Below are 13,991 nucleotides of genomic sequence, written 5' to 3' on the forward strand. Positions count from 1 at the left end.
GGCCCAGGACGTGACGGTCAACGCCGACACCGGGGTCAACGGCTCCGGCAGCAAGAACGGCGGCGGCCTTGCCGCCCCGCGGCCAGCGGTCCGCATCGACAGCGACGTCCTCCCCGCGTGGGAGACCGAGGCGCTGCCCGACTGGGTCGTCTACTGGCTGATCCCCCTGCTTTCGGCTGGGCAGAAATGGCCGGGCGCCAGCGAGAGCGGGCTGTCGAAGCTGTCCGAGGCGTACGACAAGCTGGCCGAGGGGTCCGTCAGCTCCGCGCCGGCCGCAGGCTCGGCCACGCGCGTCCTCCTGGACGGATGGATCTCGCCCGCGACCGCGAACTTCGTCACCAGGGCCACCTTCCTGTACGGCCACGAGGGCGGGCTGGCCGGGGTGTCCGGGAACGCGCGGGCCTACTCGCAGCAGGCCAACAACTTCGCCGTCGAGACGCAGTACTCCAAGCTCTCCGTCAACGTGGCCTTCTGGGTGACGGTCGTCGCCATCGCGATCGCCCTCTTCGTCGCCTTCTTCACCGCCGGCTCCTCCACCGCGATCATCGGGCCGTACGCGGCGGGCGCCCGCGCGGCCATCACGCGGATCCTCGTCAGGCTCATGACCCTGGGCGGCCGGGAACTGGGCGTGCGGCAGCTGGCCAGGGTGACCGCGCTCAGCGGCGCCACCGGGCGCGGCCTCATCGCCAGGCTGCTGGCCTCACCGATCGGCCGGGAGCTGATCGAGGAGATCGGCGAGGAGTTCTTCATCGACGCGGCCTCCCAGTACCAGCAGCTCCAGATGGGCACCGTGCAGGACTGGGACGTGAACAAGTCGGCCGCCTCGGTCATCGGCGCGGGCGGCGGCGCGCTCTTCGGCACGGCGCTGGCCGGGCCCGTGTCCCAGATCACCAGCCACGTGCCGGGATTCGCGGGCCGCGCCCTGACCACGGGCCTGACCAACACGATCGCCTCCCCGGCCGGCAGCTTCATCGCCAACGGCGTGGTCTACGACCAGTGGCAGAACCCGTTCACGGCCGATTCCCTCCTGGGCGGCTTCATGGGCGGCGCCGGGCGTACCGGGACGATCAGCCCGTTCAACCCCGAGGTCTACACCGCGCTGGCCCACCCGGTCACCTCTCTCGCCTCCGCCTACGACCTCGCCGCGCGCACCGACGCCGGCCGCGCGGCGGGTGGCCCGCCCGGGGGCCCGGCGGACGGGAACACGTCGGGCGGCGGCCCCACGAACGGCGGTCCCCAGCCCGGCATGCCCGGAGCCGTGCGCCAGCCCGACCCCGCGGGGCCCACCACCGCGAGGTCCGGCGGGCAGGCGACCGCACCGGCGACCCCGAGGCCCGACGCTCCGGCGACCCCGAGGGCCGACGGCGGCCGGGACGGCGACGGCCGGCGCAACCCCGCCGCGCCGGACCCGGACGCGTCGTCGCAGCGGCGGACCTCCAGGGGCGAGGACCCCGACCAGACAGACCCGAATGCGACAACACCCGACCAAGCGGACCCGAATGCGGCGGCACCCGACGAGGCGGACTCGAATGCGGCGGCACCCTCCCAGGACGACGCCGCGCCGCAGCCCGCCGGCGACGCGGGCCCGCGACCGGACGACGCCTCCGGAACGGCCCCGACGGGACAGGCGCCGGACGGCACCACCGCGCCCAACGCCGACCCGGCCCAGCCGGACAGCACCCCCGCGCAGCCGGACAGCGCCCCCGCCCAACCGGACGCCAATCCGACAAACCCCGACAACAACTCCACCCAACCCGACGCCAACCCGACAAATCCTGACAACAGCCCCGCCCAGCCGGACGGCCAGACGGTGCCCGACGCCCAAGCGGTGCCCGACGCCCAGGCCGCGACCGGCACGACGACGCTCGCCGACGACGGCTCCGGGCAGCCGGTCACCTCCCTCGACGGGTCGGCCCCGGCCGGTCAGCCCATGCCCGCCGCCGTCCGAGCCCGTACGGCGCTGATCGGCGCGCTCGCCGCGAACTTCCCCAACGCGGTGGTCGGCCCGGAGGGCGACCTCCTCATCTCCACCCCCAATGGCGTGCGCGTGATCTCCGCGGCCACCATGGGCCGCGTCCGCTCCGCGCTGGACATGCGGGCCGAGGAGGTCCAGGACCTCTCGGAACTGCAGGCCGAGGCCGCCGCCATGCTGGCGGTCGTCCAGGGCGAGGACGTCGTCCAGACCGGGCAGCCGACCGCCCCCGCGGCGGCCCCGGCGCCCGACGCCGCACCGGCGTACACGAGCAAGCCGGGGACGGTCACGTCGCGACCGGTCCCGGGCACCAGGTACGTCCCCAACGGCCGCCAGGGCCCCGACCTGGACTTCGACGAGGTGTACGACGCGGTCGCCGAGCTGCTCGCGGCCCACTTCCTCGACCAGGGCGTGACCGGCTTCAGCTGGTCGCAGGACGGCCGGACGCTGGCGGTCCACACGGCGACGGACGGCACCCACTACTTCCGCCCCGTCATCGGCGGCCTGTCCCCGAACCTGATGGGCGAGACCGAGGTCAGGACCGGCAGGACCGAGGACGACGCCCATCTCGTCCACTTCAACCCGCGCGTCGCCACCGACCAGCTGCCCAGGGTCTGGCTGCACGAGATCACCGACACCCTGCAGAAGCTGCAGGAGGCCGGCGACGGCGGGCGGCGGAGCATCCTGCCGCGCAAGAGCGGCGAGGCCAAGCAGAACGCGTGCGTGCGCGCCTGGCTCAACGAGCTGGCGTTCCTGGCCGACAAATGGCACCAGGCCCAGACGCTCCCGGAGAAGCGGCTCATCGCCGTCGACATCGACGGTGTGGCCCGCCAGCTGCGCGAACACGGCCAGACCCCGCCCCTGCCGCCGTGGGCCCCCACACAGGGCACCCGGCCGTCCCTCGCGCCCCCCTTACCCGGCCCCAACCCGTCCGCCGAGGACGTACAGGCCGTCATCGACGCGCTGGTCCAGGCCGAGCAGGCGCTCAAGATCCAGATCCAGTCGAAGACGAACAGCGCCGAAGAGGCGCGCAAGAAGGCCCGCCAGGCCACGCGGGACGCGCGCAAGGCGCTGAAGCAGCACGATCAGGGCCGCTTCGAGCGGGCGCGCAAGGCACGGCAGGAGAACCGCGCGCACCGCGCCACGCAGGCGCGGCACACCAGGATCGCGAAGGCGTACGGCCCCGCCCTGGCGCAGGCGACGCAGACGAGAAAGGCCTACGAGCAACTGCTGTCGGCGATGCGCCGGACAGGAGCGTCCACCCGGCCGGGCGAGGTCGGCATGGCCTCCATCGCCCGATCGCTGGCGAATGAGGCCGCGCGGCGCCACCGGGGCTATCTGAACGCCCTGTCAGCGGCGCTGCCGCAGCAGGACAGCCTGTCCATGGCCATGCCGACGGGCCCGCTCGCCCATCACACCGCTCTCACCACCGCCGTCAACAACGTCCTGGAACGCCACAAGATCGGCTACCAGTTCAGCACGGACGAGCTGGAGCGCGCCCTGCGCGCCGACTTCCACAAGCTCGTCTCCCCCGACGGCGTCGTGCTGCGGGTGGGCCGCGGCAGCAACGCGGCGGAGGTGCGGGTCAAGCTCTCCCTCGCCGACCTCGTCGAGGTGCTCGACCCGGGCGTCAAGGCGTCGGAGACGATGGTGGGCCTGTTCTTCCAGGCCGGCCGTACGGTCACCGCCACCGAGTCCGGCAGCGGCGGGCTGCCCCTCGGCTTCAACACGGCCGTCCTGGCGCAGCTCCTGCCCGAGGGCGAATGGGCCAGGACGCTGACCGAGATGCTCGGGGTCGGCGTCGGGGTCGTGGCCGGCCGGAACTGGTCGGCGACGGGCGGCGCGGGGATGTACGCGCAGGGCGGCTCCGTCTCCGACAACAGGAGCGAGTCGCTGCTGTTCGACGCCGCCGCGACGTGGAGCGTCGAGATCCGCACGCGGAAGACGGACGGCTGGCAGAAGGCCGCCGTCGTGAACTCCGGCGCACCCGGCGACGCCGCCGGGCAGCGGTTGTGGGTCTCGCACTCCTTCACCGACCAGGCGCCGCGGAGGCTGGCCTGGATCGACGACGCCAAGCGCGACGACAAGCTCCCCAACCACATCATCACCAGCATGACCGGCCTGGAAGGCGCGCTGGACACGGTCGCCGGGGCGCTGGGCGGGCTGTACAACCAGGTCGGCGCCATCCCCCACGACCAGCTGCGGACCTTCGTGACCGAGGAGCTGCCCCACCGGCTCCGCGACGCGGTCAACGGCGATCTGGAGCGCGTCTTCACCAGGAACGGCAAGCCGCACGCGAGGGTACGCGCCGAGACCCGGGTCGTGCTGGTGGCGAGCGAGCCGCTTGGCGGGGCGAGCGCCGAGGAGTGGGAGGAGGAGGTGCTCGTCGACTTCGCCGCGACGCCGGGCGGGGCGTCGTCCGGCGGGTCGCTGGAAGCGAGCGCCTCGGCCGGGTTCACCCATCCCGCGCTGCAGGAGATCGACGGATTCGGCAGCTACGAGCCCAGCATCGGGCCGCGGGTCCGAGGCTCCAGGTCGGCGTCGCGGTCGTACTCGGCCACCGCCAACCAGCAGGCGATCCACCCGAGCGTGCACCGGAAGACCAGCCCCAAGCAGAGCTACCGGCTCGCGCTGGAGACCACGTTCATCGTGGAGGAGTTCGGCAAGCCGCCCGTCAAGCTCCGGCCGATGCGCAGCGCGGCGGTGGTCACCATGCGGGAGTCGGCCGCCTACCGCTTCGGCCTGCCGGTCGACCAGGACGCGCTGGTGTATCACGACGGCCGGCCGCTGCTCGACGCGGACGGCAACCAGGTGCTGCGGGGCGACCCGCGCCCCGGCCCGCCCCCCGGCCGCAAGCCCGAGTTGCCCTCCTGGCTCGGCGACGGCCCGGGCCAGATGCGGGGCGTCGGCCCCGGCCTCGTCCAGGAAATCGACGGGCTGGCCGAGGTCAGGCAGAAGGTGATGGACCAGCTCGCCGATCGCGGCATCATCCCGAAGACCGTGAACGACGTCCGGCAGTACGCGTCCAACCCGCTCGCCCGCGCAGCCCAGATCCTCAACCTGCAGGAGGTCACCGAGCAGCTGTCCGAGCACCGGATCAGGTCCGGCTACGACACCCTGGCCCAGGAGGGCATCGCCGTCGACCTGGTGACGCACGGTCTGAACGGCGCCCCTGAGCACCACATGCTGCACATTTCGCTGAAGCAGGACTTCAAGAACTACCGCTACATCGGGTACACGGACTCGGAGACGGTGGTCAACCTCGACATCGGCTCCGACACCTCGGCCCGGGCCGTCAGCCAGTCCAGGACGTACGGCGGCGGCGCCTCGGTCGCCGAGAGCGACGGCCCCGACAAGGGACACGACGGGCTGTCGCACGAGGTGGGCGTCAGCGCCGGCGGCAACCGCACCCGTACGGCGGGTTCGAGCGTCGGCAGCACGGTCAACGTGGTGAGCCTGCACGAGAGCACCGGCCCGGTCGCGATCTTCTCCGTGGGCCACGACCTGAAGGTCGATCTCGTGCACGACGGGGAGACGACCCCCCTGGCGTCCGGCAGGGGCTCGGCCAGGCTGCTGTTCGCGGCGGACCTCCTCCCCGCGAAGGACGGCTCGGCCCCCGCGCCCATCGGCAAGGTGTCGAAGAAGGTGCTGTCCAGGGCGAAGCTCGTCCACTGGGACGCGCACGGCAGCCTGCAGACCGCCGCGAAGAAGGTGCAGCCGGGGAGCATGCGCCAGGACTCGGTGGCGTACCAGATGTTCATGGCGGTCCTGGGCGTGCGCAACCTCGTCTCGCACCCCAGGATGCTGATGAGGCTGCTCACCACCGGCCTCGCCGTCCGCCCGCAGGGGACGCCCACCCAGGCGTCCATGACGGTGACGGGCGAGGTCGGCGAAATGGAGGTGCTGGGCGTCATCGACCACGTGAAGGGAGAGATCCTCTTCGGGCTCGGCAGCGCCGGCGTCTCCTGGGGCGGATCGTCGGGTCACTCCGTCGGCGCCTCGACCAGCGTCTCCGACCTCGACGACGGCGGCACGTCGAGCGACAGCGGCTCGCTCTCGCTGCCCTCACGGTCGGGAGGCACGTCCGTCTCCACCTCGGTCCTCGACATCTGGGGCGACGAGGGTCTCTCGATCGACTTCGGCCGTCAGATCCTCCTCCGGGCCACCGCGGACCTCACGGTCACCGGCTCGGAGAGCATGGCGCACGCGGTGCCGCTGGCGGGCCGGGTCCCGAGCGGCGAGCACGAACCGGCCACGGCGCAGGGCACCGGGCTGTTCATGCTCTCCGAGGACGACGCGCTGGTGATGTACGCCGAAGGCGAGCTCCCGCTGCCCGGCCCCCTGGTGGGCGACGCCGTCGAGCGCTTCCTCAACGGCAGCATGAAGCTCGACCCGAGCCTCGCCGTGCCCCTGGTCCAGCGCTACATCATGGACGTCGCCAAGGCGCGGGCCGCCGGCGAGGACGTGAAATACGCCGCGCGGCACACGCCGCAGGCCCTGCTGGAGAAGATCCAGGAGCTGACGGGTCTCGGCCCGGCGGCCACCACGGCCCAACAGGGAAACGAGCAGCAGCAGCTCGACCAGACGCTGAGCGAGGCGACGGACCTGATCGACCGCTCCAGGGACGTCGTGCTGGCGCCGTCGTACGACGGGACGGTGGGCCTGGGCACGGTGGAGTCGCTCGACCTGACCGACGAGCAGGGCAATCCCGTCGACATGATGGATGCGGTGCTGAACGCCGTGCGCGCCGCCCACCCCGAGGCCGTGGACGGGAGCCCGACCCTGCTCGACGAGCTGAGCGTCGACTTCTCCAGTGACGCCGCGCTGATCCACGTCAACGACATGTGGTCGACGCAGGGCTACGAGAAGAGCTACCACGTCCAGGTCGGCGCGCAGACAGCGCAGGCCGAGGAGGTGACGGTCACGGCCCGGCTGGTGTACGACGACCCGGAGGACTCCCGCCGGGGCCGGTTCCTCACGCACACCTCGCAGGCCGGTGTCATCAGGCAGCGCTACCGCTACACCGACCTGTCGCACTCCGAGTCGTACAACGGCTCCTACTCGGCGGGCGTGAACCAGGGAAGCGTGGACAACGGCGACGGCCACGGCGTCGGCGTGGGGACGGACCGGGGCCGCTCGTACTCGGGCTCCACCAACCGGCAGGGAACGCGGCTGCAACGGATGGCCGTGTTCAACGGCATGAACCGGGTCGAGCAGAAGATGACGCTGGTCATCGAGGTCACCCGCAGGCCGGTGCGCGCGGGTAAGTTCCGGTCCGCCGCGCGCCGCGCCGCGGACGCGCTCCGGCGCATCCTCCGCGTCGCGCCCCCGGTCAAGTACCGCGCCACACTCGTGCGGCGCATCCCGACCGGCATGATCCGGCCCGTCGGCGAGGACCCGGGGCCGGTCACCCCCGTGATCGACCCCCGGCTGGTCGAGCTGCGTCCCGGCCACTTCCCCGACAGGCTGCGGGAGCACGCCGGCAAACCCCTCCTCTTCGACATCATCACCTCGCGGTTCGCGAAGATGCTGGGTGCCGCCTCGGTCGCGGAACGCCGGGCCGAGCTGGTCAAGCGGCTGTCCCACGACGCCCTGCTGACCGGGTTCGAGCGGATGGCGGGGCCGGCCGGCCTCGTCGTGCCGCTGGCCAGGCAGAAGTTCAAGGACCAGGGCGCGCAGGTCACGATCCGGGCCCGCCTGTCGGACTTCACCATCATCGCCGGGCCCATCGACGCGGAGAAGGGCGAGGTCGACAGGGCGGCCGACGCCCAGAACGCGACGGTGTCCCGCGGCCGCACGCTGCCCGTCGGCACGAGCGGCAGCATGAGCGACGGCGAGTCCGGCCTCGACGGCGGTGTGCGGGCCGGCGAGCAGGCGTCCGAGAGCGTGTCGGACCACCACGGGGCGCGCCGCGAGCGCAGCAAGTTCGAGCAGGGCAAGGCCTACGTCGTCCGGCTCAGGGTGGACTACGACCTCACCTTCGAGCACGTGGCGCGGCTGCGGGACGGCAACGAGCACCCCGTCGGCGATCCCGTCCACATGGCGGGGGCCACCAGCGGCGAGATCGACGTGACGCTCTTCGAGGACGAGATCGCGGAGCTGCGCTCCCGGGTGGAGTCGAACGTGCGGCTCACACCGTCGGTCGATCCCGGCTGGACGACGTTCTCGTTCGCTCCGGCCGAGGGCCGCTCCGGGTTGATCCAGATCCTCCAGGACGCGCGACTGGCCGCCCGCGAACGCGGCATGGTGGCCCGGGTCGCGATCCGGGAGTCGGACGGGATCCACCGGTACGACGCCGCCCCCGACGGCACGATCCACAGCACGACGCCCGACGGCGGCTTCGCCGAGGCGTTCGCCACCCTGCCGCCCAACCTGCTGGACGCCGCCGACCAGGCGGGCCTCGACCTGCGCCACGTCTTCATGAACTCCCACGAGCCCGGCACGTTCGTCCATCAGGTCAGGGCCGCGCTGATGGCACAGGGCATCCTGCTCGCCGACGTCGACAAGTCGGTGTGGCCCGCCGACCGGGAGGCCGCGAGCCCGACGGCGGGCGGGAGCGTCGCCCAGGGGCTGACGCCCGGCGGCATGCCCTCTCCCGCGATCGAGGGCACGCCCTTCAGCCGGTCGGGCCGGCCCGACGGGGTCCCCGACCTGACCATGGACGAGCTGCGCAACCAGAACATCACCCTCGGCGATCTGGGCGGCGCCGCCGCGCACGTCGCCTGGAACGGCGACACGCTGACCGTCCAGGTCCCCAACGCGCCCGACCAGCACGTCCGCGTGCTGATCGGGGAACCGGGCGTAGGCAACGACGCCTCCACCGAGTTGCGCGCGGGCACGCCGGACGACCCGCACGTCATGCGCTTCTGGCCGCGCGTGCACCCGGACGTGGTGTCGTCGGTCCTGGTGCACGAGCTCTCGCACGTCCTTCAGGAGACGCTCGCCGCGTCGTCGGGCGCGCCGCAGGGCGTGATCAGGACCTCCTTGTCGGAACACCAGACCGAGGGCACCGACTACTGCCTGCTCCCCCGCCTGAACGAGCACGCCCACCTGTCGCGCAAGTGGCACGCGACCTCCGACCCGGCCACGCGCGCGGTCCTGGCCGACGCGATCGACGCCATCGCGGCCGACCTCGAACGCCGCGGCCACACCCCGCCCGCGCCACCGTGGGGAACGGGCCCGCGGGCGCCGGCCGCCCCTCAGCCGCTGAACCGGCTCGCGCGGCTGCTCAACGGGGGAGGCCCGGTGGGGCTGGACACCTCGCCGGCCGGGCTCGGCAGGCTGGCGCAGACCGCCGGCATCGCCGACCTGGCTCCGGCGGGGCCCCCGGGCGAGTTCACGGTGTCCACCAGGAGCGGGACCTTCACCGTGGCGCTGGCCGATGCCGCGCCGGGCGCCACGGACGTGACCGTCGACTCGCGCGAGCCGGGGCGGCTGGCGCTTCGCGTGCCCGCCGACGGAGGCGGGCGCGGGGTCGTCGCGGTGGCCGAGCAGATCGCCGCGCACGCGGCCGCGCTGGACGGCCGCCCGGCGGGCCGGACGCTCGGCCCGGGGCCGGCCTTCGGCACCCACCCCACGGCGCCGGGACAGGTGCTCGGGGTGGCCGACGCCGCGACGCTCGCGCGGCTGCGCGGGCTGGCCCGCGCGGTCACCGAAGGCGGCTGGAGCGGCGCGGCCGAGGCGCTGCGCGCCGAGGCGGCGCGGGCCGGTCTGGCGCCCGGCCAGGCCGGAGCCGCACCCCGGTTGCTGGCGCTGGCGCGGGCGGGCGAGCTCTCTCCCGCCGACGTCACGGCGATCCGCGGCCCTGCGACGCTGCCGGAGACGGCCGCGGCCAGGGCCGTCGAGCGCGGCGCGGCGCTCATGGGCGCCCGGGTCCACGACTACGGCTCCGGCCTGCTGGACATCGTGCTCCCCGGCCGCCCGCCCATCCCCGTCGAGGTGCGGTCGGGCCCAGTGGGTGACGCTGCGGGTGACACTGCGGGTGACACGGGCATGCTGACCGTCCAGGTGGACGGCCGCCGCACGATCGGCGCGAACGAGCGGGCCGCCGCCGCGACCGTCGCCGGAGCGGTCGCCCGTACGCTGGGCGCGACGGCCGCCGGCGACCATGCGGCCCTGGCCGAGCTGTACGAGGCCGTGCGCCAGGCACGCGCGGCCACCACCCGCCAGCGGCCGGCCCGGCTCGGCGTGCTCCACGACCTGCTCGCCGCCGCCCATCCCCAGGTGTGGCAGCTCGTCCCGCAGCCGCTGGCCACCGAGCTCGCCAGGCTGGCGGACGGGGCGCGTCCCCGGGACCTGCCGGCGTACATGGACCGCCTGCGTACGCTCGCCAACGCGACCGGCTGGTCGCCGCCGGAAGAGGGGAACTGCCGGTGCCCCGCCGACGGGCCGTGCGAGTGCGGCCTGCGCGCCGGGCAGGAACCGGCCGTGGCACGCACGATGGCAGTGTGAGCGGGATCGCGCGTTCCGGCATGATGGGACTCCCGAGGAGAGGACGGCTATGGCATTCGCGGTGGCGCGGACGAGGGATGAGGCGCATCTCTACCTCGATCTGCACCCGTGCGCCTGCGGGTCGGTGGACACGACCTGGCACAGCGGGCTGGTAAGCGTCGAGGAAGGGCTGGTCAACCGCTATTCCGGCGTGTGCGGGGAGTGCGGGACGGCCCGGGAATACCTGTTCGGCCTGCCGGAGCGTCCCGTGCTGCCCACCGGCTATCCGACGTTCGGCGGGACGGAGCCGTCCGAGCTGCTCGACGCGGGCGAATGGTTGTGGGTGGCCGACCTGAGCGCGGGCAACGTGCCGGTGGACGACCAGGCAGAGGCCCGGCGCACGCTGCGGGTCGCGACCGCGGCCGTCGAGGAGGTCGTCAAGTTCGTGCCGCCGGGGGCGGACGCGGTGCCCGACGACGGGTTCTGGTCCGAGCGCGGGCAGCAGCTGCGGGCGGCCGACCCCGGCAGGTTCCAGCTCGACCGGCTGCTCATCGTCAGGGACACCTACCAGGACCTGGCGGGCCGGCATGCCTGAGCGCGGTCTCGCCCGTTCCCTCGTGGAGGCGTACGTCTACTTCGATCTGATGGCCGGCGGGGAGCAGGGCGCGTCGCGCCGGGCGGAGGCCGAGCAGGACGCGGACGGCTGGGTGGTGCGGCTCGGCGGCACGGAGGTCCTGGTCCCCCAGGAGGCCGAGGTCGTGGCGAGGCAGGCGGGGCTGATCTTCGGCTCCGGCCTCTCCGAGCTGATCGACCCCGGCCAGTGGGTGCTCGTCGCCGCCACCTACGCGAGCCGGGCGCTGGAGGGCGGGCTGTTCTTCGCCGCGGACCCCTCGGACCCCGAGGCGTTCGGCAGGATCGAGACCGACTGGCGCTTCGCCGCCGACGCCGTGGCCGAGGCGCTGAAGTTCTTCCCCCGCGGCGCCGCCGAGCTGCCCCCTGACGCCTTCTGGACCGGGATGGGCAGGGCGTTGCGGGAGTCCGAGCCCCATCGGCTCACCAGGCAGAAGCTGGAGAGCGATCTCGCCTTCTACCGCCAGAGCCTGGACGACTTCCACCGTCTTCACGACCGCTGAGGGCCGGTCAGGTCAAACGATTGATCTCCGGGTCGAACGCGTAATATTTTATCGATTATGACGCGACGCAGCCGAATGAGAAGTGTCTTGGTTGTCCTGGTCATGGCCTTACCGGCCATCGCCGCGACGGAAGCCCCGGCGACAGCCGCCTCACTCACCGTGTACGTTTCGCCGGACGGCAGATCCGCCGCCACCGGCACCCGACAGGACCCGTTCGCGACCGTCGAGCAGGCCCGCGACGCGCTGGCAGGCCGGACGAGCGCCCGCTTCCCCGGGATCGTCCGCATCAGGGGCGGCGTCTACCGGACGTCCAGGACCGTCCAGCTCAGCGGGGAGCGCAATTCCTATGTCACCTATGCCGCCTATCCGGGCGAGCGGGTGGAGTTCGCCGGGGTCACCACGCTCTCGCCGGAGAAGTTCCGCAGGCTGAGCGACCTCCCGGCGGGCGAGGCCAAGTGGTCGTCGAAGTCGCGGGTCCGGGACTCGGTGTCCGGCAATGTCTACGTCTACGACCTGGCCGCCGAGGGCATCCCGGCCGGGCGGCTCAACAAGAACGGATTCAACTGGAAGCCGCAGCCGTACGCGCCCGAGTTGATCACCGACGACGTCGCGCAGACCCTGGCGCAGTATCCGAACGGCGGCGAGAAGCTGGACCGCGCCGACCTCACCGTCAAAGAGGCGCCGAAGGGCGCCCGCGACTACTTCTCGGACAAGACCGCCGACGGCACCACCCTGCCCTACGAGGACATGCTGAAGCTGCCCGGCCCCGCCTACACGGCGGTCGACCCCGCGCTCAAGGAGCGCTCCGCCACGTGGGCCCCGCCCGGCGGGACCGCCGACAACACGACGTACGAGACCGACGGCTGGCTGTCCGGATATTTCGGCAACAACTATGCCAACGACCGCGTACGCATCGACTCCGTCAACGGTGACGAGCTCAGGACCCGCTACCCCACGATGTACGCCGCCACGGACAAGTGGACGTCGTTCGTGGCCCAGAACGTGCTGAGCGAGCTGGACGCCGAGGGCGAGTACTACATCGACCGCTGGAACGGCGGCGACTCCCTCTACTACTACCCGCCCGGCGGCACGGTCGAGGGCAAGCGGATCAGCCTGACCTCCTTCGACGCCCCCTTCTTCACGCTGGAGAACGTCAAGGGGGTGACGCTCAAGGGGCTGAAGCTCAACGGCACGACCGGCACCGGCGTACGCCTGCTCGACGCGGAGTCGTGCACCATCGACGGCCTGGAGATCCTCAACGTCAGCATGGACGCGGTCGCGATCGGCGAGGCCAACGACGCGATCACGGCTATCGCCGAGTACCGCACGAGCCGGGGCGGCCACCGCAACCGGGTGGTCAACAGCAGGCTGCACGACCTGGGCGGCGGCGGGGTGTTCACGGCCGGCGGCGACCGCGACTCGCTCGAGCGCGGCGACCATGTCGTGGAGCACAACGAGATCTACGACTTCTCCAAGCTCGCCACCTACACCCCGGCGGGCTACCTGTACGGCGTCGGCAACACCTTCAGGTACAACAACGTCCACGACGCGCCACACATGGCCATCCAGATCATGGGCAACGACATGGAGGTGAGTCACAACAGGTTCGAGAACCTCGTGACGAACGCCTCGGACCAGGGGGTGATCTACGCGGGCCGCGACTACACGTACCTGAACAACGTGATCTCCTACAACCTGTTCAGGAACGTCGGGCCGAAGGGCAACCAGGCCGTCTACATGGACGACGGGATGTCGGGGATGGTGATCCACCACAACTTCTTCGACGGGGCCCAGCACGGCCTGTTCTACCAGTCGGGGCACAGCAACGTCGCGACCGACAACGTGTTCAAGGACGTGACGTACGTCGGTCACGACAAGCTCTACCACGAGAGCGGCGGGCGGCTGCCGGTGCCCAACTCCAAGGTCGTGGTCGAGCGCTTCAACGACATGCTGAAGGCCGGCGACGGCACCGGCTTCACCAACACGCGCGAGAACGTCGAGAAGTGGTACCGGCACTACGGCCGCCAGTACCCGAACATCCGGTCCTGGTACGTCCCGGCGGACGCGAGCGGGCAGATCTGCACCGCCGTCGGCACCACGGAGTGCACGGAGGAGTACGTCTGGCGCGACCCGGACTCCGTGTACGTGCCGTCCCACAACGTGCTGACCCGGTCGGTGAGCATCGCGTCGGGCGGCTTCGCCTACACCGACGACGCCGGCGGCCTGAGCAACAAGACGTTCAACCCCGGCTTCGACTCCTTCAACGTCAGGAAGGACACCGCCGCCGGCTTCGCCTTCGACCCGGCGACGGGGAAGTTCGACGCGGCCGCCACGCCGCTGAACTCGGCCGAGGGCTTCGGCCGGAGATGGGTGCGGGAGTGGAACGCGCGCTTCACCCTGGAGGGCATCGGGCCTCACTGACTCCACGACTGACAGAAAAGCGGCGCCATGTAAAG

4 protein-coding genes are annotated in these 13,991 nt (G+C 72.3%); all 4 read left to right on the forward strand.

What is annotated here, in order from left to right; genetic code table 11:
* The first annotated feature begins 10 nt into the window (after positions 1 to 10).
* The 4 genes from ACWDRB_RS30595 (at position 11) to ACWDRB_RS30610 (ending at position 13,956) form a co-directional block, all read left to right on the forward strand.
* The gene (locus ACWDRB_RS30595; protein ID WP_449899393.1) at positions 11 to 10,423 is read left to right on the forward strand and encodes a WXG100-like domain-containing protein; all 10,413 of its coding nucleotides are present in this window, start codon (positions 11 to 13) and stop codon (positions 10,421 to 10,423) included.
* 49 nt (positions 10,424 to 10,472) lie between these two features.
* A complete protein-coding gene (locus ACWDRB_RS30600; RefSeq protein ID WP_350728224.1) occupies positions 10,473 to 10,997 on the forward strand; it encodes a hypothetical protein in 525 nt (174 codons plus the stop codon).
* Positions 10,990 to 11,535 carry a hypothetical protein gene (locus ACWDRB_RS30605; protein ID WP_449899397.1) on the forward strand — a complete coding sequence of 182 codons (546 nt, stop codon included), beginning with the start codon at positions 10,990 to 10,992 and terminating at the stop codon, positions 11,533 to 11,535. The genes ACWDRB_RS30600 and ACWDRB_RS30605 overlap by 8 nt, the downstream gene beginning before the upstream one ends.
* Before the next feature lie 87 nt (positions 11,536 to 11,622).
* A complete protein-coding gene (locus ACWDRB_RS30610; RefSeq protein WP_449899399.1) occupies positions 11,623 to 13,956 on the forward strand; it encodes a right-handed parallel beta-helix repeat-containing protein in 2,334 nt (777 codons plus the stop codon).
* Positions 13,957 to 13,991: the final 35 nt, after the last annotated feature.

Source organism: Nonomuraea sp. NPDC003707 (assembly GCF_053587055.1).